Origin of the sequence: Psychrobacter sp. UBA3483, assembly GCF_002377905.1 — a bacterium.
Classification (GTDB): Bacteria; Pseudomonadota; Gammaproteobacteria; order Pseudomonadales; family Moraxellaceae; genus Psychrobacter.
On the sequence record NZ_DFQS01000065.1, the window covers coordinates 15850 to 39608 of the forward strand.

The following is a 23759-nucleotide window of genomic DNA, read 5'->3' on the forward strand; positions in this document are numbered from 1 at the left end:
GCTACTTACCTTCTGTCATGTGATCAGAAAGCGCAGCGCCCAGTACATCTTTCAACTGGCTACGTAACGTATCGATGCTCTGCTGCTGTTTGGCATAGTCAGCCAGTAGCTTATTAGGGTCATAATCAATGACTTCACCTTGGTAAGGGTTTGAGATATCAAGGTTATAGTTACGCTCGATGACCTCTTCAATACTGACTTTCCAAGCATGATCGTTTTCGACACGACTGGCAAAACCATCAGACTCATCACCCCACCAGTCAATCTCGGTTTGAAACTCTTCAAACTTCATTGGTTTGGTTTTGCTATAGTTTTTGACACCTTCAGGGTAAGGATGCTCATAAAACCAAATATCTTTGGTTGGCTGACCTTTGGTAAAGAAAAGAATATTGGTCTTAATACTGGTATAAGGATTAAACACACCGTTTGGTAAGCGCACGATGGTATGCAGATTACATTCTTCGGTCAGCATTTTCTTTAGCTTGGTTTTTACCCCTTCACCAAACAAGGTGCCATCAGGTAACACGACAGCAGCGCGACCTTTTTCTGCTAACACTTCGATGATTAATTGTAAAAACAAATCTGCCGTTTCGCGTGTTTGGAATTCAGCAGGGAAGTTTTTCTCTATACCATGCTCTTCAGTGCCGCCAAAAGGTGGGTTAGTTACGATGACATCAATATCACTGTCCCAGCTCGATAGCGGCTTATTTAGGGTGTTATCGTGGCGTATCTGTACAGGTACTTCAATACCATGCAGCATCATGTTGGTGGTACAGAGTAAATGTGGCAGTTGCTTCTTTTCAACACCTAAGATTTGTTTTTGTAGTATTTGATGATCTTCAGCAGTTTCGACATAGTTGTTTTTGACATGATCAAACGAACAGGCCAAAAACCCACCTGTACCACAGGCTGGATCCATGACGCGCTCACCCAGCTTTGGATCGACACGGTCAACGATAAAGCGTGTCACGGCACGAGGGGTATAAAACTCACCTGCATTACCTGCACTCTGTAAATCGCGTAGCAGTTGCTCATAAATATCACCAAACAGATGACGCTCATCTGAACGGTTAAAGTCTACTTCGTTGAGCTTATTAATCACTTGGCGTAGTAGCGTGCCGTTTTTCATGTAGTTGTAGGCATCGCTCAAACCTTGACGTACCACAAAACCACGCGGATTGGTGTCTACTGGCGCTGTTATATTTTTTAAATCATTAAAAATTTGATCATTTACAAATTCTAGTAGCTCCTCACCAGTGATACCTTCAGGATCAGCCGCCCAGTTACGCCAGAGATACTTCTCAGGAATGGGCGTTTTATAGTTTTCTTGTTCGAACTCAAGCGCTTCTTCTTGGGCATCAAATATCTTGAGAAACAATAACCATGACAATTGGCTTAGACGTTGGGCATCACCATCGACACCAGCATCTTGGCGCATGATATCTTGAATAGACTTGATAACGGAACTGATTGACATGTGGTTTCTCTTTTTAATAAACGATAGGAATAAAACAAGCCTCAATAAGAGGCTTAGATATGTAGATCGTAGCTAATTCTTTCTAGTTGCTTAAGCTTGCTTAGGCGGTAGTGTCCAATATATTTCATCTTCGAGATCACTAATGGCTTGCTGATAGTCTTTTTTGCTACCAAAGCCTTCTCTGACAATTTCCATCGGACTACCTAACTGATCAAGTGGTTTTACTTTGAGCACGTTCAAGCTTTCGATTTCTTCTACACCTGCATCAGCATACTTATCGAGCAAAGCGTTAAGTACTTTTTGAGCAGTTTCTGAATACTTGGTAAAGTAATTGCGCTTTTTGACTTCATTCGCACGTTCACGACGTGTCAAAGGTGGCTGGTCGTAGACCACATGACAGATCAGATCGAAGGGGTCCATATCTGACCCAATCTCTTCTTGTAAGGCTTCCCAAATAATACCAGCGTTTGCCAGCTCATCAATAATGGTTTGTTTACGTTCCTCATCGTTCCAACGCTTGGTAAACTCATCCAAACTAGCAAACTGCTTGCTGAAGGTTTTGCGAGTATAGTCCTGAAAAGACTCGGTGACTAGCTTACCATCAGTATCATAATACTGGATACGCTGAGCCATTACTTTTACAGGTACGCCTTTCACATGGTATTTTTTAGCAGGCTCACTAACACCCATGTCATCACCCATACCAGCCCCTAAATCAAAGTCGTTATTATCAGTTTGAGTTGTATAGGCTAAATCAGTACCATTAGCAATATCTAGATCTGCGTCTGACTCTCCATCTACCACTTCATCAAGCTCATCGCTCCCTTCATTAATCTGCGATGGCGTCACAGTCATGATACGTTCAGGAATACCATCGAAGCGCTCATCTGCAAATAGCTCAGTCGCTTTTTTGAAGTCGAGAATCGTAAACCATAGCTTGCCGTATTTATCATTGATACGGGTGCCACGACCGATAACCTGCTTAAACTTGGTCATCGATTTGATGTTTTGATCTAGCACGATTAGCTTACAGGTTTGGGCATCGACACCTGTGGTCATCAGCTCTGAAGTCGTCGCTATCACAGGATAGAGCTTTTTGGGGTTGATGAAATTATCAAGCTGGGCTTTGCCCAACTCATCATCACCCGTGATTTTCATGACATACTTTTCGTTCTTTTTGACCTGCTCTGGATTACAGTTAATCAAAGCACGGCGCATTCGCTCCGCATGATCAATGTCATTACAGAATACAATTGTTTTGGCCATGGGGTCAGTGCGCTGAAGGTAGCTAGTGATGGTCTGTGCCACCAACTCAGTACGCTCATCAATCACTAAGGTACGATCAAAATCTTTTTGGTTATAGATACGATCATCAATCAACTCACCATGCTTATCTGTCTGTCCTTTGGTTGGACGCCAGCCTTGCATATCGACATCGATATCAATTCGAACCACTTTATAAGGTGCTAAAAATCCATCTTCAATACCCTGTTTTAGGGTATAGGTATAGACAGGGTTCCCGAAATAATACGAATTAGAGACCTCGTCAGTCTCTTTAGGTGTCGCCGTTAAGCCTACTTGTGTGGCGCTATTAAAGTATTCCAGTATCTCACGCCAAGCACTGTCTTCAGCGGCACTACCTCTATGGCACTCGTCAATGACGATTAGGTCAAAGAAGTCTGGCGCAACCTGTTTAAAGGCTTTCTGATGCTCTTCTGGGCCTGTTAACGCTTGATATAAACCAAGATGAATCTCAAAGGCTGGATCAACGGTACGGCCTTCTATTTTAGTCATCGCAGTGCCAAAAGGCTGAAAGTCATTAACTCGAGTTTGATCGACTAAAATATTGCGGTCAGCTAAAAACAAAATGCGCTTTTTCTCTCTGGCTTTCCACAGTCGCCAAATGATTTGAAAGGCAGTGTAGGTTTTACCTGTACCTGTCGCCATTACCAGCAAAATACGATTCTGTCCGCGAGCAATGGCTTCTATGGTCTTATTAATGGCTTGTAGCTGATAGTAGCGTGGTACTTTACCACTACCGTCGTCATGATAGTCTTGAGTGATGATGGGCAGCTGAGCTTGCGTATAGCCTTTCCATTGACAGTACTTATCCCATAGCTCAGCGGGTGTCGGAAAGTCTGCTAATGAAATTTCTGTTTCAAGGGTAGTAGTATTGGTTTTATCATGAAAAATAAAGCCATCACCATTGGATGAAAATACAAACGGTACTTCGAGCAGCCCAGCATAATCAAGCGCTTGCTGCATACCTTTACCAATGGAGTGTTTGTTCGCTTTGGCCTCGATAACAGCAAGCGGCAGGTTAGGCTTGTGGTATAAAACAATGTCAGCTGACTTAACTGTCTTACGTACTGCCATTTGACCACGGACGATAACCTTGCCGTCACGAAGCTTCACCTCTTCGCGAATTTGGGTCATGTCATCCCAGCCTGAGCTAATAACGGCAGGTAGAATAAATTTACTGATAATATCAGCTTCGGATAGTTCTAATTTGTTGATACCAGCCATGGCAGTACGTTTCCTATCTAGCTAGCGTTAAGGATAACTTATATTTTAACATATGTTGTGTATTTATAATCTGCTAGACTTTAGCCATGTAGTATTTAACCACCTTTGAGATAATACTGTTTGTATATCATCGCCTATAGAAAATAATTTATAGAAGTAAATACGGGGCCTGAACTTAATATTTAAGTTATTAGCCTTAATAAGTTTATCTGCTACAGGTCTGTCTTTTTTATGTTTTATAGTGTTTTAGAGCTTAGTAAGGAGTGGTCATACTTTTCATAGAAGTATTAATATTTAAATCATCCTCAATTTTTAGTAGTGCTAAAAATATCAACTTTAAGTAAGTAAAATAAGCATTCCCATGAACATTAGTTTCATCATGACTCGCTTGTGTTCCATGTAAGTAGCTATTTCTTAAATCAAGCCCGTTAGTAAACTCACTTTTGTTTAAGCAGTAATTAAAATATGATTGCTCAGGCTTGGAAAATAGTGTCTTCTCAAACTGCACTATACCTTCAGCAGCCATTCTTTGTGCCTCCTGACGATATTCAAGCGGATAATGATAGTAGGATCCTACATCGTTATCATGCAAGTCACTGAGTATGATTAGCCTTATAGGATTTGTAACTATTATAAAGTCGTTTTCGTCAATTATTATAAAACCATTATCTATAAGATAGTTCAGCTCAGGCTGTTGATACTCTTCATAATTACTAGACTTTACCTTTTCTTTTTCTAATAAATCAAAAAAATTACTGTATCCTTTCTCTTTGAAAGGCTCTACATAATTAAGGCTTCTTTGGTCTGAAAAGAATAAGTTTAGACATTGAAGCAATATATTGTTGTTATTGTTTAAATAAATATATTTATCTTCGTTAAGGCTGGGAATGTCTCCTATCGAAGATGGAGAAGATGATATCTGTAAGAGCTCAAAATCAATATGACCTTCTTCTACAAAAATTTTGAACTGCTTTAGAGCTGACTCAAACTCCGGTGCCAACAATCTAACTTTTTCTAGAAACGTTTTTGCTGTAGGAATTGAGAATTTGGAGTTATCTGCGAAGTTGTACTTCTCTCGAAATGATTCCTCAAATACGTAATGGACTATATCTTCTAATGATGTCCCTAATTTATTTACAACTTTACTGTAAGTAGCTATTTGGGCTTGTGAGGTCATTTCAGACACTGAGAAAGCTATTCCACCTCTATATTCATTTTGTGCGCTAACGCCCATAATTCTCTCAAAAATGCCTAAATTTTTCTCATTACTTACTAGACTTATTCTATTTTGATGATCCAGATACTCAAACAGGTATTTAAAATTCGAAAACAGTGTATAAAGGTCTGTGTTATTAGTAACGTAATCTAAGCTATAAGAATAGTACAGAACATTATTATCCATGGATCCATGCTTATTATTAGCGATATTTTCTTCAAAACTTATGGACACGCCATAAGTATAATTATGCAACTCATTACCTTGTTGCAAACGCTCTGTTTCTTTTGTATACAGACGTTTAGCTTGCAACCTAGTCTTATCGGAAATCTTAAAGTCACCTCTATTTTTCAGATTCCTTATTATCTTCACATAGCTTAAGTTTACGTCACTAGAGCTTAGATAGTTCGATATCAGAAACTCTTTATCCTCAATAGTGAGGCATTTAGGAAGCAACATTTTATTTCTGTTGTACGGGTCATCAATCTCATAAATCAAAAGCAATATTTCACCAGACTTAGGATTAGCCATTAGAAAATCTTTTAGGACTAAGCCATATTTGCTAACCACATTAGGGTGAGTTAAAACAGTCTTTATCAGGTAGGGCTCTTGCAACAAAATTCTTTGAAAGACACTATTAGATACACGTTTAGCCACATTTTGGCTGTTAAAGAGTTCCCAAAATGAACTAATATAATTATGATTGGTAGCATTGAAAAAACTCTCAATATTAGTATCATCAAGGCAGGATATGAATCTACCAATAACCTGGCCATAGCAAGACACACGCTCTTGAAAGAGCTGTAATTCATCAGAACTCCAAGTAGACAGAAAAAGTCCAGCATCAAAGTACTTCTTAATATTAAAGAGTTCTATCACCTCATTGACATCCGTATACTCCGATTTAATAGGATGCTTTAAGACAGCCTCACCTTTTCTGAGCTGAGTAGTACCACCCATATCATGAATAGAGAAAAAAACCACACGGCTAGAGTCAACTGGATGCATAAGAAAACCTTTAATTAGAAGTAGGAATTTTAGTTGGCATTAAAGAAGAAAGGTTTAATGGCCTAAAAAGAAAAGAGATAATAAAGAGAGAAGAGCCTATTAGTTCTCTTTTAACACACGATAAACGGTAGCTACCCCAACACCAACCGCCTCCCCCTATGGCAGGATAGTTGTCACCCCTAAATAATAATTCCAAAGGGGACAATGAGGACACATCATGCCACGATATAGCGAAGAACGTAAACAGGCTATACTCAGCAAACTGCTACCCCCGCTGAGCCTAAGTGTTGCCGAGGTTTCAAGAAGTGAAGGCATCGGATTACAGACCCTGTATAATTGGCGTGCCCAAGCTAGAGAACAAGGTCACCCCATGCCATCGAACCATAAAACCCCTGATGACTGGTCAAGCGAAACCAAGCTTGCCACCATTATAGAGACGGCCACCCTAAGCGAGAGTGAACTTAGCGAATACTGCCGCAGCAAAGGCCTATATGTTGAGCAAATCAAAGCGTGGCGTACTGACGCCTTACAAGGCTTTAGCAGCAGCAAACAACAAAGCCTGAAAGACAAGCGTCAGCAGCAGAGCGATCGCAAACAGATCAAACAACTCACCCGAGAGCTTGCTCGAAAAGAAAAGGCTTTAGCTGAAACTGCCGCCTTACTGGTATTGCGAAAAAAGTTGGAAGCGTTTTGGGAGGAGTTTGATGACGACTGACCTTGCTCCCTAAGCGCAAGCAATACATAGACTGGATACAAGAGGCCAATCACTCAGGAGCCAGACTTAACCTTGCCTGTATTGAAGTTGGCATTAGCATCCGCACCTATCGGCGCTGGTACCGCGCAGGTCACGTGAATGGTGATAAACGGTGTGACGCCGTGCGCCAAGCTCCTAAGAATAAACTGAGCGCCTCTGAACAAGCCGCCATCCTAGCCGTGTGCAATCAGCCCCGCTTTGCCAGTCTGCCGCCCACCCAAATTGTACCGACCCTGCTTGATGAGGGGATATATCATGGCTCAGAGTCTACCTTTTATCGGGTGCTGAGGCAGCATGAGCAATTGGCTCACCGCGGTCTTGCCCTTGCCCCTAAAGCCTCAAGCGCCCCAAAGACCTTTACTGCCACTGGCCCTTGCCAAGTGTTCTGCTGGGATATCACCTATCTGCCAAGTCCGGTACGGGGTCAGTTCTATTATTTGTACATGATAGAGGATGTCTATAGCCGTAAAATTGTTGGCTGGGAGGTTTATGACCACGAGTCAGGTGTACTGGCAGCTCAGCTGCTTGAGCGTACTTTAATCAGTGAGAATGCATTGCACACTGGGGTGGTGCTACACTCAGACAATGGGGCACCGATGAAAGCTCAAACCATGCGCATGAAAGCGTATGAGCTTGGGGTACTCACCTCTTACAGCAGACCGCGTGTCAGTAATGACAACCCGTTTGCAGAGTCTTTATTTAAAACCTGCAAGTATCGCCCTAATTGGCCTATCGATGGCTTTAAGAGCTTAGATGCGGCAAGACGATGGATGCTGAGCTTCACGCGCTGGTACAACAATGAGCATAAGCACAGTCAGCTGAACTTTGTGACGCCCAATCAGCGCCATACGGGTGAGGATAAGGAAGTACTGGCGAAGCGTCTGCTCACGATGCAGCGCGCTAAAGATGAAAACCCGATACGCTGGGGAACTCAGGAGGTGAGGAACTGCGAGCCTGTAGGGCCAACAACGCTAAATCCTGTAAAAGAGCAACAACAGCAAAGATTACAAGCCGCTTAATTTAGCTTGATGGTGACAACTACCTTGAAAAACTCCGTCGACACTTATTTCTAATATGCAGACTGCTTACCCCAATCATAAATACCGCGTTTGTAAGCATAAATCAGCATGATTAAGCCGGCGATAATCATCGGCGCGCTTAAGATTTGCCCTTTGGTCATCCAACCTAATAATATGAATCCTTGGTCAGCATCTGGCTGGCGGAAGAATTCAATGATAAAGCGGCTGATGCCATAGCCTAGTAAGAATACAGCGGAGGCGGCCATACGTGGACGTGGTTTTGATGAATACCACCATAAGAATATAAATAGCAGCAGACCTTCGGCAAAGGCTTCATATAGCTGTGATGGATGACGAGGCAATATGTATTGACCATTGACTTCAATCATCAATTCTTGCAATTGTGGATTGCTCTGTAATTGCTCCATATCAAACGCCGCGGCTTGCGGAAAGTAGGTCAGCCAGTTATAGCCACCGTCTGAGACGCGACCCCATAATTCGCCATTGATATAGTTGCCGATACGCCCAAACAGTAAGCCGGTTGGTACACAAGGAACGATAAAATCGAATACTTGAAAGGTAGTCTTTTTATATTTACGGGCAAAGAACCACATACCTAGCATGACGCCGATAAAGCCGCCGTGGAAAGACATACCGCCTTCCCAGACTTTTAATATATAGGCAGGGTTTTGGAGTAATTCACCGAACTGATAAAACAGCACATAGCCAATACGACCGCCTAAGATGACACCAAGCGCGCCATAAAAGACTAAGTCAGAGACCATGTCGGTGGTCCAATTGTCGCGTTTGGTACTGCGATACCAAGCCAAACCGTAAGCGGCAGCAAAGGCTAGCAAATACATTAGCCCATACCAGTGCACTTCCAATGGACCCAAGGAAAGCGCTACGGGATCATACTGAGGATGAATCATCATAAAGGCATCATAATTATTGGTAATAGAATGTATGAAATAGGCTTATATAAGAAATTTTTTGTCCAACAATTGAAAAGTACAACTATCGCAAGTCAGAATCTCATCTTATGGATAGAGAGACCTTCCAAGTAAACTCGCCTTCGATCTAATCTGAGCGGTTCATAGACAGTATGAAGGTATTTACTACCTGGCAATCAACAACTTTACAGCAACCTCAAAAAGACACTCATCTTTGATAGTAATACTAACTTTGCCATTATGAGCATTGGCGATAGCTTGCACAATAGATAAGCCTAAGCCTGTTCCTGAATGCATCGTATTCGTTTTATCATGACGATAGAATCGCTCAAACAGTTTATCGGCTTCAATCTGATTTAATGGTTTGTCTAGACGGTTGGTCATAGTTATTCTTAACCAGAGCTGCTCTGGGGATTGAATATCGTCTTTTGGCGCATTAAGCGAGGTGCTTGAAGTGAGGACAGTAGCGGATATCATAATAGTGCTATTACTAGCCGCATAATAAATCGCATTTGACATCAGGTTGGCAAACAGCCGTTGCAATAAGCCTTTATCACCTAGTACTGTTTTAAAATCACCCGATTTTTCAAAGATTATCTCACGATCCTCAGCAATCATCTCATAATAATCTATAAGCTTTGTGATCAAGCTCTCTATATCGACATGACTGATTTGCGAATCACTCAGCTCTTTTTGAGTTTTTGCCAGTAATAACATATCGTTAATCATGGCGGATAACTGCTTTAACGTATCATGCTGATGATGCAATTGCTCAATGTATTCGTCGCTTTCTCTTGGCTTAGTTAACATGACTTGCGTTTGCGTACTCAGCGTCGCTATTGGCGTACGTAGCTCATGGGCGATATTGTCTGAAAACCGTGATAATGATTCAAAGTTACTTTCAAGCTTGACCATCATAGAATTATAAGACTCCGTTAGTGGACGTAATTCTAACGGCATATCGCCAACCACAATTCTTTCATCTAACCTTTGAAGATTAATGCCTTTCATCTTTTGTACGATAGTAGCTAGGGGAGCAAAACCCCAGTGTACACTTAGTGCTGCTACTGAAACCAATAATAAGGTAATGGCGATAAGTATCAAGCTCAGCTGGCGATTAAACTGGATAAGATATTGATGATGCACATCGATAGGTAGAGCAATAAATGCCAAAACCTCTTGATGTGTAATGATAATGGCTCGGTAATGCCTATTATTTATCTTGATCATAAACTGCTGATCGCGATAGTCCTGCAATAGTTGTAACAAGCTAAAATCTGCCGGTAGATCATTGATGAAATTACTGGGATCGCTGGACAATAAATTGCCGTTTTTGTCTGATATTAACGTTTTTAAATCATAGTCTAACCAAGAAGAATGTAGATGATTGGCATCAATTAGCGCTTGCGACTTTGACACTGTAAAAGGTTCTATGTGATCGTTAAAATTCACCATGCGTTTACGCAGGTTAAAAGCTGCATGGGTAATAATCTCTGAGTCCATTTGCTCAAAGTGCTCGTTAACAGAGCGCTGAACCCATATATAAATAACAACTTGAGAGATAACAACAAATATTGTCAGTAAAAAAACAGTACGCCATAACAAAGGCCAGCGTCGATTCTTAAATTTATCTCTCATTTTATTTTAGATCATCTTTGTTGGTGTCATCGTCGCCCATGCCACTATCCACGTCGACATTCAGTGGCTCTAACTTGTAGCCCATTCCGCGTACCGTATGAATCAGCTTTATATCAAATCCATCATCAATTTTTATCCGCAAGCGCCTTATAGCGACGTCAATGACATTTGTATCACTGTCAAAATTTATGTCCCATACTTGTGAGGCAATCACAGTGCGTGGCAGTACCTCACCTTGACGTTCTAAGAAAAGTTGTAATAAAGCAAATTCTTTAGCAGTCAATTTTATGTTGGTATCGCCTCTATATACAGTGCGTTTAGCAATATCCATTTTTAGGTCAGCCATATGTATGACAGAGCTTTTATAGTCTGATTGATTGGCACGCCGCAATAGGCTTTTTATTCGGACAATTAGCTCGGCAAAAGCAAAAGGTTTGGTCAGATAATCATCGCCACCAATTTCAATGCCCTTAATCCGATCGCTTAAATCATCTTTAGCGGTTAAAAATAAAACAGGCGTATGCTTTCCAGCAGCACGGTAGCGCTGTATCAGCTCAAAGCCGCTGACGTCAGGCAGCATCACATCCATCACCACCACACTAAAATCTTCAGTCATTAACGCATGATAGCCATCTAAACCTGTCATGTGATGATCCACGATGAAACCGGCCTCAGTTAAGCCTTTCTTAATATATTCTCCAAGGTTTTTCTCATCTTCTACTAACAGTACTTTCATCGTTGCTTACCTTTATATCATTATAGTTGTCAACAGCGTATCACTAACATTGTTAGCTTATCAGCCATATATTTATCAGGAACCCTTGTTATAACAGTGTTCTTTGGATAGAGACAGATGCTGGTATTTGGTTTTAATGACAAGAAGATGACAATATTATGCTGTTCCTAACGAACATGTAATATCCGTGTCATCTAGCTGTCAGCCACCATTTAGTATTCTAAATCAACGCCGCATATTGGCTTGTCTCTGATACAGACTGCCTCTACGAGTAAAGCAATTATCCTACTTAAACAGTTTGTTATTTATCTTTAAAGGGTCTTATATGAAAAATTATAGTTCATTAAAAAAAGCAGCTTTGCTTTCAGTATCGATGTTAGTGGGCATGTCAGCGGCCAATGCGCATACCACAAACTTAGATGCTTCTGTTCTCGGTAATTGTGATGCGCTCACTAGTTTTGCAAGAAACGCAGATCATAATGATGCACAAATGTCCAAAGAGCAAAAGAAAAGTTATGTCGACGCCAGAGTGGCTTGTCAGGTTCAACATCAAGATCAACATTTGCAGTCTGAAAAGTATTTTGTAAAAAAATATGGTAGCGATCGTGATAGAAATGCTGAAGCCATATTAAATGAATATATCGCGCATTAAAATCTAAAGCAGTGAGAATGACAGCATTGTAATCTTAACGTCATCTGCCAGTCAGAATGAATGATGTATCATTTAGGCTGGTTTAACAGCTATTGAACTCAATAGCCTTTAATCCAAACAATAGGAATTAATCATGTCACAATTTAAATTACTGTCTAAATCAATCGCAATGACGGCCATCGCTCTTGTCGTATCGACCTCAGCTATGGCGCATGACCCTAAAATGCATGCTGAAAAAGATCAAATGAACTGTGAAAAAATGCAAAAGCATATGGATATGATGGGAAAAATGGATCATAGCAAGATGGACATGAGCGATCCTGCCATGAAAGCGATGATGGCTAACATGGGTAAAATGAAGCAAATGTACCAAAAACACTGCGTTACTAACGACAGTAAATCTTAAAAATTTTAGCTCTGTTAAATAGCAGTCAACACTTAACGGAAATAAATTTTTAGGAAAACATATGAAATTTTTATTGGGTGCGCTCTTTACCGTATTTGTGGCAATCGTTAGCGTGTTTGCGGTTGTTACTAGTGGCGTTGTCAATGTGGGAGCTGACCAAGAGCATAGCCCAATGATGTTTAGCTTTTTAGAAACTGCTCGCAATCGTTCCATAGAAAATGCCAGTAAAGATATTGTGGTACCAGATTTAGAGAAGGTTGAGCTAATCAGTTCTGGTGGCGCGGACTATAAGGATATGTGTGCAGGCTGTCACTTGTCTCCGGGAGTGGCACAAACTGACTTTAGTGAGAGCTTATATCCAAAGCCGCCCAACTTTACCAAGGCTGATATTGTCAAACGTTATCAAACAGAAGACGGTGCAAAGCAAAGCTTTTGGGCAATCAAGCACGGTATTATGGCATCTGGAATGCCTGCGTGGGGCGCGTCCCATGATGACGGTAGAATGTGGGCAATGGTAGCCTTCATTAGATCGTTACCTGAATTAGATGAAAGCCAATACACGATGCTAACCACTAGGATAGATGGCGATATGATGGACATGTCATTTGACGGTGATATGAATATGTCAGATGGTGGTGATATGGGTATGAATATGTCGGATGATGGATCTGGAATGCAGCATTAATACTTTCTAGATATGAAAGCCTCCTAACTCACGGTTGTCGCTATTAATAATGCAGTACTGAACAGTGCTGCATTTAATGTTTTTAGTTAAGTACATAAGAATTCAAATATAGGGTGTAAGTTTTTAGAATATCGAGCATAACAATAGACGTTTAGGAGTAATTTAATGAGACATTACACACATGTGCTTTCTAATGGACATAGCTGGTTATCCGGTCGTGTCCTTTTATTGGTGGTGACATCGTCACTCTCGTTAACGCTAGCCGCTTGCAGCCAATCTAATACCAGTGGCTCTGATTCTCAACCAGTAAAGGTTGAACAGTCCGCTACCCAGAATGCACAAGTACAAAATGAAAGTTCTGCTCCTACAAATGCTCCCGTTAACAGCTCGTCATCATTACTCAAAAACGTCTCAGCCACGGTTTATAAAGATGCCAACTGCGGCTGCTGTAAAGAATGGGTAGGCTATGCAAAAAACAATGGATTAAGTGCAACCACGCACGATGTGGAAGATCTATCCTTATTTAAGGAGCGTTATGGCGTACCACAGCAAATGCGCTCTTGTCATACCACCGTTACCACCGACGGTTTTGTCTTTGAAGGGCATGTCCCTGCTAAACACATGGCTGAATTCTTAGCAAATCCTCCTGCACAAGCTATTGGACTTGCCGTACCGAGTATGCCGGTTGGTAGCCCCGGTATGGAGTATGAAGGTAAATTCATGCCTTATAAGGTAATGCAGCTTAATAAAGACGGCACCACAGAAGTCTATGCTGCTATTGAGTCTCCTCAGCAGCAGCTGTAGTGTTGGCTTAGATGTGAATAGATTCTGTTAAATATCGAAAATATTATAACTATAAGCTTAACCACCATCTCTCAAATTAAATCAGGTTATCATTATGAATAAAAAGAACATACTGAACCGCCGACGTTTTTTAACCGGATCCTCTGCTGTCCTTGGTGCCTCCTTGATGCCGACTATTGCTAGTAGCGCATTGGGACAATCGAGTCGCTCAGGCAGTCAGGGCGCTACTATTAATAGTGATCAAAACGTTCATAAAGTACCTGTATTGACAGGGAAAGAGTTTGATTTATACGTCAGTAAACAGTCCGCTATTGTGAACGGCAAAAAGAGCATGGCGACGCTCATCAATGATTCACTACCAGCACCGACGCTAAAAATGCGTGAAGGCGATACGGTGGTGATACGTGTTCATAATCAGATGGATGAATCAACCTCTATCCATTGGCATGGACTACTAGTACCGTTTGAGATGGATGGGGTGCCGGGCATTAGCTTTGATGGCATTCCTGCGAACAGCACCTTTACTTATAAATTCAAATTAAAACAATCAGGCACTTATTGGTATCACTCACACAGTGGGTTCCAAGAACAAACCGGTATGCTGGGTGCCATTGTGATTGAACCTAAAGGGCGTGAGCGTCATCCTATCGACGAAGACCATGTGATCGTGCTTAGTGATTGGACCAGCCGCAACCCGCATAATCTCTTGAAGCTGCTCAAACAGCGCGCCGACTTTGACAACTACCATCTACCAGACTTCAAAAAACTGCTTGCTGATATTGCCGAAACGGATATGAAAACCGCGTTTGATAAGCGCAAAATGTGGAATCAGATGCGCATGATGCCCACTGATTTTACGGACTTGTCGGGTGAAAACACATTTACCTACCTTATCAATGGCAAAACGACCGCAGCTAATTGGGCGCAAATCGTCAAAGCAGGACAGCGCGTTAAATTACGCTTTATCAATGCCTCAGCGCAAACCATCTTTGATGTACGCATACCCGGTCTTAAAATGACAGTCGTCTCAACGGATGGTAATGATGTCGCACCAGTCGCTATTGATGATTTTCGTATTGGCGTGGCTGAGACCTATGATGTCATTGTCACCCCGACCAAAGATGCGCATACCATATTTGCCCAAAACATAGACCGTTCGGGCTATGTCGCAGCAACGCTTGCCACCAAAGAAGGTGCTCGTGCGGCAACGCCTGCTATGGACAAAATTGAATGGCTCACCATGGCAGATATGATGGGTGCTATGGGTGCTAATGGTTATAAAGCTAAGCACGCTAAAACAGAATATGACTTTAAGTCTGATATGCGTGTGGACAGTCCACGTATGAACCTTGACGATCCAGGTATCAACCTGCGCAATATTAATAGAGAGGTATTGAATTATAGTCAGCTACGCTCTGTCGATGAGGCAATATTTGCGGAGCAGCGCAAGCCTACCCGAGAGATCGAGCTACATTTAACCGGTAACATGGAGCGCTATATTTGGGCGTTTGATGGGGTTAAGTTCAGTGAGGCCACGCCGGTCAATATCAAGCCGGGTGAGCGCGTGCGTATTACCTTAGTCAATGACACGATGATGAATCATCCGATGCATTTACATGGGATGTGGAGCGATTTGCGCATGCCTAACGGTGAGTTTCAGGTGCGCAAGCATACTATGATGGTGCAACCAGCTCAAAAAATTAGCTTTGATGTCACAGGAGAAGCTGGTCGATGGGCATGGCATTGTCATCTGCTCTATCATATGGAAGCCGGTATGTTCAGAGAAGTGGCGGTCGTTTAAGCAAATCTTTGGTTGATAGGTGAGAGATGAGATGAAAATACATAAAGTGGGTTTACGGTTCGCTGGGGTATCATCATTGGTATTACTAGCATCATCATTTGCTAATGCTGCTGACCCTGCCACTGCTAAAAAAGACATGACTATGTCAGATATGGACCATAGTAGTATGGACATGTCGGATATGGATCACAGCAAAATGGATATGTCTGGTATGGGCATGTCGGATATGGATCATAGCAAAATGGATATGTCTGGTATGGACATGTCGGATATGGATCACAGTGGCATGGATATGTCAGGCATGGACCATGGCAGTATGGATATGTCAGGCATGGACCATGGCAGTATGGATATGTCAGGTATGCAAGGTGGTAAAGCTCCAGCTGATGCTCGCAGTCCTGACTATTCAAACGGTGTTCCCTATGGACGCTATGGTCAGCCTATGATGATGGGTGATATGCCATTATGGGGCGTTTCTGTAGACGATTTAGGCTATCAGTTTGATGACGATCAGATTAATTATGAGGTTAGTGCTTGGTATGGCCTAGATGAGCGCCGTCTATCTTTACGTAGTGAAGGTAGTGTTCAGACCAAAGATGAGAAAGACATTGATAGTCTGACCTCATTGTCTTACTGGAAGCCGCTAAGTATTTTTTGGAATGGCGAAGCAGGGGTCGCCTATGATACCAAGAATGATAAGCCTGCCATTATGGCCGGTATTGTCGGCACAATGCCTTACTTTATTGAAACAGATGCTAGAGCATATCTCTACACCGATGGTCAAGTTAGGCTTGATCTTGGTGCAGAATATGAATGGCGTTTGAGTCAGCACTGGGTTGTGATACCGGAAGTTGGTCTGTCAGCTTTTAGTAAAGACGATATTGACAATCATATCACCAAGGGATTCAATGAATTAGAGACTGAAGTTAGACTGACTTATGAAACCTTAGGTCGTCAACTGGCACCTTACGTCGGTGTGAGCTATGAGACGGCTCTTGGCAGTGCGCGTGACCAGCGGCGTCAAGAAAATGAATCGGTTGATAGCAGTAGTTTGACTGCCGGTGTTAAATTCTGGTTCTAACATTGTCAAAATTATAGGAGATATATTATGAATACTTCTGATCAAAACAGCATGAATCATCAAAGCCATCAACAGGGCATGAATCCTTATGTGAAGTTCACTTTGATGATTCTGACGTCTACGATTGTAATGTTTATCATGATGTATTTTAATACCTATCAATTGGATCATGTTTATTTTAGTGAGACCCGAGCTTATATGGCGCTCTACATGGGTGCCGGTATGGCCGTCATTATGCTGGCCTTTATGGGTAATATGTATAAGAAGACCAAGGTAAATCTACTGGTTTATGGAATAAGTGTAGTAATGTTTGCTGTAGGTATTTGGGGTGTGCGTTCCCAAGCAACGGTTGATCAAGTCGATTGGATGCAAGCCATGATACCTCATCACTCGATTGCCATTTTGACGAGCTCAAGAGCAGATATTGAAGACCCTAGAGTACAACAGCTCGCTGACGATATTATTAAAGCGCAAAAGCGTGAAATCGCTGAGATGCAAGCGCTTATTGAAGAGCTCGAATAGACGGCTATATATAGAGGTATGGCAAGCTAAGAAATTGATTATGAAAAAATGGTGATACCTGGTATCAGCGCTATAGTCTTCGCTGGTACCTTTACCTTAAAAGGACAGATTGCACAGATAATTAATGTGATTTTTTACCTACCCCTTCAACTGCAGTAACTGCTCTTTGTTTTACTGTTCTTATTTCAAAACCTCTTATTCCTATATCGAAATGTTCAATATCTGTCGATTGCTATTCTTGAGTGATAGTAAGCATCTAAAAGTATACGCTCGCCCACCACTGTCAATATGAGTGCTATGAGTCTTGGAGAAATACTATGATGGAAGGCATGGGTTGGGGTTGGATGGCTCTCTGCTTGTTGTTTGCGCTACTATTTTTCGCAGTACTAGTACTAACAATCATGGCACTGCTCAAGTATTTGCGTGATAAAAACTAAATTCCAATTGAAAAGTATAGAAATTATTTTTTAGAGGTTTTTAGATTAATGATTAGATGAATAGCAATCGAGGATTGATGATAGTGCTTTAAGAGTTGTACTTATTATAAATATTTATTGTCTTCAAGGAGTGGTTTTATGAAACATATTGCCGATGAAAAATCTATCAAAGGTGGTCAGTACGATAAAGTACCAGAAAATTATAGCGGTACGGTCTATATTTGTCCTATGCATCCTGAGGTTAGAGATACTGAAAAGAGCGATTGTCCGATATGCGGCATGTTTCTTAAACCTGAAGACGAGGTTGCTGAATCCAACAACCATGAAGATAGTCATGCGCATTGTCATGGAGCGGATGCTAATAATAGTAATGAGGTAAATTCTGTCGAAGACGATAAGTACGACAAGATACCGGAAAATTATAGCGGTACGGTCTATATTTGTCCTATGCATCCAGAAGTAAGAGATGTTGAAAAAAGTGACTGCCCAATATGTGGCATGTTTCTTAAACCTGAAGACGAAGTTGCTAAAGATGATAGTCACGCTAGCTGTCATGGAAAGGATACTGATAGTAGCGGAGTAAAATCTGTTAAAGGCGGTAAATACGATAAAGTACCTGCTGATTACGATGGCACGGTATATACCTGTCCTATGCATCCTGAAGTGAGAGACGTTAGAAATAGCGGTTGTCCGATATGTGGTATGGCGCTTGAGCCCGAAACGCTTACTATCGGTGAAGAGGACACCTCAGAGCTTGACGACATGACTCGTCGTTTTTGGATATGTACCGTGTTGACTGTACCGCTATTAATATATGTGATGAGCGGTATGTTTGACTTAAACGTAGTTAATTTTAGTCAGTATGGTATCTCCTCAAAGATCTTACAATGGGCTGAGTTAGTGCTCGCGACCCCTGTAGTGCTTTGGGGCGCCGCCCCGTTTTTCGTCCGTGGCTGGCAGTCTATAAAAAGCCGCAATCTAAATATGTTTACCTTGATTGCGATAGGCGTAGGCGCTGCTTATATTTTTAGTATTGTCGCGACCTTTTTTCCCGATATTTTCCCAGACAGTTTCAGAGATGCCTCTGGTCAAGTCGGAGTCTACTATGAAGCGGCAGCGGTCATTGTGACCTTGGTGCTACTGGGTCAAGTATTAGAGCTCAAAGCTAGAAGTCAAACTTCAGGTGCGATTAGAGCTTTGCTTGAGCTCGCACCACCAACCGCAAGACGTGTCGATGAAAACGGTGAAGAAGTCGAAGTCTCGCTTGATGAGGTCGTCACTGGCGATAAGCTACGGGTTAAACCAGGTGAGAAACTACCCGTAGATGGTACAGTGATCGATGGTAATAGTAATGTTGATGAATCAATGGTGACGGGTGAGCCAATCCCTGTATCAAAAGTAGCAGGAGATACAGTGACTGGTGGTACGGTAAATGGCACCGGAACGCTATTGGTCGAAGCGGTCAATGTTGGAGCAGATTCGGTATTATCCAAAATTGTACAAATGGTTGCCGAAGCTCAGCGTAGCCGCGCGCCTATCCAGCGCTTGGTAGATCAAGTGGCGGGTTGGTTCGTACCTATTGTTATTGTCAGCTCTATCATAACCTTTATTGTCTGGGCAATCTTTGGCCCTGAGCCGGCTATGGCCTATGCTTTGGTTAACGCTATCGCGGTACTGATTATTGCCTGTCCTTGTGCCCTTGGTCTGGCGACACCTATGTCTATTATGGTCGGTACTGGTAAAGGCGCGCAAAACGGCGTCCTCATCAAAAATGCTGAAGCGTTAGAGAGTATGGAAAAAGTCGATACCATTGTCGTCGACAAGACCGGAACACTGACCGCTGGTAAGCCCGAGCTTACCGCAATTGATGCGCAGGTAGGTCAAGATGAAGACGAGTTCCTCGCATTGGTAGCCTCAGTAGAAAGCGCTAGCGAGCATCCTTTAGCAGAAGCTATCGTTAGAGCAGCTCAAGAAAGATCACTCATTATTCCTAAAGCTACTGACTTTAATTCGACTACTGGCGAAGGCGTACAAGCCGTGGTCGATGGTAAGAAAGTCGCTATTGGTAACTCTAAGCTTATGGAAAGCCTAAATAGTTTTGATAATGAGCTGTCCACTAAAGCTGATGTCCGTAGAAAAGACGGTGAAACGGTAATGTTTGTGGCTATAGACGGTAAAGCTGCTGGTATTATTTCAGTTGCTGACCCTATTAAACCAAGCACTAAAGAGGCTATTTCACTGCTTCATGACGCAGGTTTAAAAGTTGTGATGCTAACCGGTGACAACGAAAAAACCGCGCAGGCAGTCGCCAATAAACTAGGTATTGATGAAGTTCATGCGGATGTCTCACCAGAGGATAAAAACCGTATCGTCAAAGAAATGCAAGACAGCGGTAAATTGGTCGCTATGGCGGGTGATGGTATCAACGACGCACCAGCGCTAGCGCAAGCTAATGTTGGTATCGCTATGGGAACCGGTACCGATGTGGCGATGGAGAGTGCGGGCATTACCCTGCTAAAAGGTGATTTAATGGGCATTGCCAAAGCTTATAAGCTTAGCCACGCCACCATGCGCAATATCAGACAGAATCTGTTTTTTGCCTTTATCTACAATGCACTTGGTGTTCCTATTGCCGCAGGTGTGCTCTATCCCATATTTGGGCTTCTGCTCAGTCCGATGATAGCAGCGGCAGCGATGAGCTTGTCGTCATTCTCGGTGATTGCTAACGCGCTGCGATTGCGCCGTTTGAAACTATAATTCTGGTACGGTAAAAAGTGTTCTAAAGCACACTGACACATACTGGTCTAAACAAGATCACAAAATATAAGGATACCGTTATGGGCAGCTTTTCTATTACACATTGGCTGATTTTATTGGTCGTAGTGGTGGTCGTATTTGGTACTGCCAAGCTTAAAAATGCAGGTAAAGATTTAGGCGGTGCGGTGAAGGGTTTTAAAGAAGCGGTCAAAGATGAAGAACCCGAGAATGCTCGCAAAAATCATGTGCTTAGCCATGAAAATAGTACGCCAGCTGCAAGTAATGATTTAAATACGCGTGTAGGTAATCAGGCTGATGATATGGAAATCAGCCCTATTTCCACTGATGACCAGCCTAAAGTATGAAGCGCGCCGCTTATAAATAGCGGCACTAAGTAGTCTATTAATATATGTGACTGTTATGTTTGATATTGGGTTTTCCGAATTACTCTTGTTTGGCGTCATTGCTTTAATCGTATTGGGCCCAGAAAAACTGCCGCAAGCCGCACGTACCGCTGGGCAATGGTATGCCAAACTGCGCCGTACAGTATCCACTCTACAATCTGAAATAGAAGCTGAGCTTGATCTAGCTGAAACACGTCAACAAATGCAAAATGAACTTGCGAAAATCCGTCAGACCGAGTCGGATATGAAGCGCGAATTAGCAGAAATGCGTGGCAGTATGCAAAAGTTTGAGCAGTCACAGAACCAAAGCCTAGACGCTTCACATCAGTCAATCACCCCTTATGATAAAGACCATCAACAGAATACTACCTCCTCGTTCATTAAACAGGAGGCGGATCAGTGAGCCTATTTAAACGGCAAAAAAGTCGACAAGAAAAAATAACAGATATAGAGTTTGAGGCGCCAACAGATACAACACAGAATAGTGAGTCTGGAGATACGTTAGGTACGCTTGGCGATATGCCTATTACCGGACATTTAATCGAGCTGCGTACGCACTTAATAAGAATATGCGTGGTCGTCTTAATTATATTCTTAGTATTGGTGGGATTTTCACGCGAGCTTTATAATCTTTTATCAGACCCATTAGTGGCGCAGTTACCCATCAATTCGACCATGATTGCCACTGATATAACGTCAAACTTTATGGCACCCATTCGCTTAACGATATTCGTCGCCGCATTTTTAGCAATGCCTTATATCCTGTATCAAATTTGGTCATTTGTAGCTTCCGGCTTATATAAAAAAGAGAAGAAAATTGCCATTCCTGTACTGCTATCTTCGATATTTCTATTTTATGCTGGTGTTGCTTTTTCCTACTTTGTCGTACTCAAAGGGGTATTGAAATTTTTTATTATGTTCGCTCCGCAGAACGTTATACCAATGACCGATATTGACAGTTATCTGAGCTTTGCCCTCAAGCTATTTATGGTGTTTGGACTGACTTTTGAGATTCCAGTGGTTACCTTATTGCTGATAATGGCCGGAATCGTTTCTACTCAAATTTTAGAAGATAAGCGTCGTTATATCATAGTCGGCTGTTTTGGGATCGCCGCGGTAGTGACACCGCCTGATGGTGTATCAATGCTGTTGTTGGCGATTCCTATGTGGCTATTATTTGAGCTGGGTTTACTCTTAGCAAAGATATTAATTAAAAATGAACGAAATAATGATTTAGTCTCAGGGAATGAAACATTAGAAAGTAGCTAGCACTACTTAAATACGCCAAGAACCTTTTTTACTTTTTACTTTTTACTTTTTACTAGAGTATGTCAGCGTGAGTACTCTACTTAGCGACGGACTCTAAATGGAACACCCAACTAATACTAATAACAACGAAAAAAATGACGGTCTTGCAAATCGACTTAACCAAGAGTGCTACTGCATTACCCTTGATCGTAAAGCGCTTAATACAAGCCTTCAAGATCAATTGGTAGAAACTAGAAACAATCCAATAGGAGCGAACGAGCTTAATAAGCTTTTTTCAGCAACACCCGTGTTCGTTCCCAAAACAGAGATAGAGGCGATGGAGCGAATCGTCAGGGCTATCGAGTCAGCTGCCGAACTGCCATTGTATCAAGAGCAAGTGCTGTCGTGGGCACCAGAAATAGCTGCTTTCGACCCAGGCCCAATAGGGGCCCTCATGGGTTATGACTTTCACTTGGGTAGCGATGGACCTCAGCTCATCGAGGTCAATACTAATGCCGGTGGCGCATTTCTGAATGTGTTGCTCGCTCGCGCACAAAAACGCTGTTGCAACCCCTCAGAGCAAAGCGCTGCAACCAATCAAATGCTAGATAGGTTCGAGGAAGCAGTGTTTGACATGTTCAAACAGGAATGGCAGCGACAGTCCGCTGTTGCTATGCCCAATCGGATAGCCATTGTGGACAATGACCCCGAGAGTCAGTTCATGTTCTTAGAGTTTGAGTTAGCCTGTCAACTGCTCCAAGCTAGAGGTATTGATACTGTGATACTTGATCCCTCTGAACTCGAGTATATCGACGGTACGTTAACAGCCCATGGCCAGAAAATCGATATGATTTACAATCGGCTTGTCGACTTTGCATTTGAGGACCCTGACCATGTATTGCTTAAGCAGGCTTATTTAGAGGGTGCTGTGGTAGTGACACCCAATCCCCGCGTACATGCTATGTTGGCCAATAAGCAAAACCTGACATTGCTATCAGACTCCCAAATATTGCGCTCTTGGGGTCTGGATGAGGCTGCAGTGGAGTGCCTCGAAAGGTCTGTACCGAGGACTAAGATTGTATCAAGAGACGATGCAGCAGAGTTGTGGCTTACTCGGCGGCAACTGTTTTTTAAGCCAGTTGCTGGTCATGGAAGCAAAGGCGTTTATCGCGGTAGCAAACTGACTCGACGCGTCTTCGAAAACATTCTGGATGAAGATTATATCGCACAGACCTTTGTCCCTGCAGGAGAGAGATCACTCAAAATTGATGACATCGTAACAACAAGAAAGGTAGATATACGTCTTTATACGTATGGCGGAAAACTGTTACTACCTGCTGCGCGTGTGTATCAAGGTCAGGTGACTAACTTCCGTACGCCAGGCGGTGGATTCGCGCCTGTCTTTCAGGTGTGATCGTCTAGGTCTTATTTAGATGGCATTAGGCTGTTATAAGTCCGGTTAACTAATTCAATATTCTTCTTACCTAACCCCAGTTCGGGATAAGCCACATTGTAACTCATTGATACTATTTACAATGTAGCCACCTGCCCTTGCTGAGGCATGTTTTTGATGGTGGGCTTATAGGGAAACCAGCAATAAGCAATCAAACCCGACAGCAAGTTTGTGATAAACCC

19 protein-coding genes and 1 pseudogene are annotated in these 23759 nt (G+C 42.3%); 13 read left to right on the forward strand and 7 right to left on the reverse strand.

Going from position 1 to position 23759, the window contains the following annotated elements:
• Nucleotide 1: 1 nt before the first annotated feature.
• The 3 genes from B2866_RS11925 to B2866_RS11935 all read right to left on the reverse strand — a co-directional run bounded on the left by B2866_RS11925 (nucleotide 2) and on the right by B2866_RS11935 (nucleotide 6227).
• Nucleotides 2-1477, reverse strand: coding sequence for an N-6 DNA methylase (locus tag B2866_RS11925; RefSeq protein ID WP_109592623.1), 1476 nt, complete (start codon nucleotides 1475-1477; stop codon nucleotides 2-4).
• Between the two features lie 90 nt (nucleotides 1478-1567).
• Entirely contained in the window at nucleotides 1568-3994 is a 2427-nt protein-coding gene (gene hsdR, locus B2866_RS11930) for an EcoAI/FtnUII family type I restriction enzme subunit R (protein ID WP_296194595.1), read from the reverse strand.
• Between the two features lie 262 nt (nucleotides 3995-4256).
• Nucleotides 4257-6227 carry a hypothetical protein gene (locus B2866_RS11935; protein WP_109592625.1) on the reverse strand — a complete coding sequence of 657 codons (1971 nt, stop codon included), beginning with the start codon at nucleotides 6225-6227 and terminating at the stop codon, nucleotides 4257-4259.
• Nucleotides 6228-6444: 217 nt separating this feature from the next.
• Here B2866_RS11935 and B2866_RS11940 point away from each other — a divergent pair.
• Nucleotides 6445-8000, forward strand: a protein-coding gene (locus B2866_RS11940; RefSeq protein ID WP_407691886.1) for an IS3 family transposase whose coding sequence is annotated in 2 segments (ribosomal slippage) — nucleotides 6445-6934 and nucleotides 6934-8000 — 1557 coding nt in all. Because the reading frame shifts where the segments join, the coding sequence is not laid out codon by codon here.
• Nucleotides 8001-8050: 50 nt separating this feature from the next.
• Here B2866_RS11940 and lgt read toward each other — a convergent pair.
• The 3 genes from lgt to B2866_RS11955 all read right to left on the reverse strand — a co-directional run bounded on the left by lgt (nucleotide 8051) and on the right by B2866_RS11955 (nucleotide 11327).
• Entirely contained in the window at nucleotides 8051-8935 is an 885-nt protein-coding gene (lgt, locus tag B2866_RS11945; RefSeq protein ID WP_011959981.1) for a prolipoprotein diacylglyceryl transferase, read from the reverse strand.
• 183 nt (nucleotides 8936-9118) lie between these two features.
• Complete coding sequence (locus B2866_RS11950) at nucleotides 9119-10591, reverse strand: ATP-binding protein (protein WP_011959982.1); 1473 nt, start codon at nucleotides 10589-10591, stop codon at nucleotides 9119-9121.
• Nucleotide 10592: 1 nt separating this feature from the next.
• On the reverse strand, nucleotides 10593-11327 hold the full coding sequence (locus B2866_RS11955; RefSeq protein ID WP_011959983.1) for a heavy metal response regulator transcription factor: 735 nt from the start codon (nucleotides 11325-11327) through the stop codon (nucleotides 10593-10595).
• Nucleotides 11328-11652: 325 nt separating this feature from the next.
• Here B2866_RS11955 and B2866_RS11960 point away from each other — a divergent pair, with 325 nt between their 5' ends.
• The 12 genes from B2866_RS11960 (at nucleotide 11653) to B2866_RS12015 (ending at nucleotide 23538) form a co-directional block, all read left to right on the forward strand.
• Nucleotides 11653-11979 (forward strand): hypothetical protein, encoded by a 327-nt coding sequence (locus tag B2866_RS11960; protein WP_011959984.1) that lies wholly within the window; start codon nucleotides 11653-11655, stop codon nucleotides 11977-11979.
• 133 nt (nucleotides 11980-12112) lie between these two features.
• Nucleotides 12113-12385 (forward strand): hypothetical protein, encoded by a 273-nt coding sequence (locus B2866_RS11965; protein ID WP_011959985.1) that lies wholly within the window; start codon nucleotides 12113-12115, stop codon nucleotides 12383-12385.
• Between the two features lie 61 nt (nucleotides 12386-12446).
• Nucleotides 12447-13070 (forward strand): c-type cytochrome, encoded by a 624-nt coding sequence (locus B2866_RS11970; protein ID WP_045448094.1) that lies wholly within the window; start codon nucleotides 12447-12449, stop codon nucleotides 13068-13070.
• Nucleotides 13071-13235: 165 nt separating this feature from the next.
• Complete coding sequence (locus B2866_RS11975) at nucleotides 13236-13874, forward strand: DUF411 domain-containing protein (RefSeq protein WP_011959987.1); 639 nt, start codon at nucleotides 13236-13238, stop codon at nucleotides 13872-13874.
• A 94-nt stretch (nucleotides 13875-13968) separates the two neighbouring features.
• On the forward strand, nucleotides 13969-15675 hold the full coding sequence (locus tag B2866_RS11980) for a copper resistance system multicopper oxidase (RefSeq protein ID WP_045448091.1): 1707 nt from the start codon (nucleotides 13969-13971) through the stop codon (nucleotides 15673-15675).
• 31 nt (nucleotides 15676-15706) lie between these two features.
• A complete protein-coding gene (locus B2866_RS11985) occupies nucleotides 15707-16756 on the forward strand; it encodes a copper resistance protein B (RefSeq protein ID WP_296194584.1) in 1050 nt (349 codons plus the stop codon).
• 27 nt (nucleotides 16757-16783) lie between these two features.
• Nucleotides 16784-17278: a DUF305 domain-containing protein gene (locus tag B2866_RS11990; RefSeq protein ID WP_060492335.1), complete on the forward strand. Its 495-nt coding sequence runs from the start codon at nucleotides 16784-16786 to the stop codon at nucleotides 17276-17278.
• Between the two features lie 575 nt (nucleotides 17279-17853).
• Complete coding sequence (locus B2866_RS11995) at nucleotides 17854-20472, forward strand: copper-transporting P-type ATPase (RefSeq protein WP_109592633.1); 2619 nt, start codon at nucleotides 17854-17856, stop codon at nucleotides 20470-20472.
• 80 nt (nucleotides 20473-20552) lie between these two features.
• Nucleotides 20553-20837 (forward strand): Sec-independent protein translocase subunit TatA, encoded by a 285-nt coding sequence (tatA, locus tag B2866_RS12000; RefSeq protein WP_011959992.1) that lies wholly within the window; start codon nucleotides 20553-20555, stop codon nucleotides 20835-20837.
• A 55-nt stretch (nucleotides 20838-20892) separates the two neighbouring features.
• A complete protein-coding gene (gene tatB / locus B2866_RS12005; RefSeq protein ID WP_036599454.1) occupies nucleotides 20893-21279 on the forward strand; it encodes a Sec-independent protein translocase protein TatB in 387 nt (128 codons plus the stop codon).
• Nucleotides 21276-22145 carry a twin-arginine translocase subunit TatC gene (gene tatC / locus B2866_RS12010; protein ID WP_011959994.1) on the forward strand — a complete coding sequence of 290 codons (870 nt, stop codon included), beginning with the start codon at nucleotides 21276-21278 and terminating at the stop codon, nucleotides 22143-22145. Before tatB ends, tatC begins: the two co-directional genes overlap by 4 nt.
• 97 nt (nucleotides 22146-22242) lie before the next feature.
• Nucleotides 22243-23538 carry a hypothetical protein gene (locus tag B2866_RS12015; protein ID WP_109592637.1) on the forward strand — a complete coding sequence of 432 codons (1296 nt, stop codon included), beginning with the start codon at nucleotides 22243-22245 and terminating at the stop codon, nucleotides 23536-23538.
• A 116-nt stretch (nucleotides 23539-23654) separates the two neighbouring features.
• On the opposite strand, the pseudogene B2866_RS12020 reads toward B2866_RS12015, so the two are convergent.
• A pseudogene (locus B2866_RS12020) lies at nucleotides 23655-23759 on the reverse strand (IS982 family transposase); the annotation flags it as partial.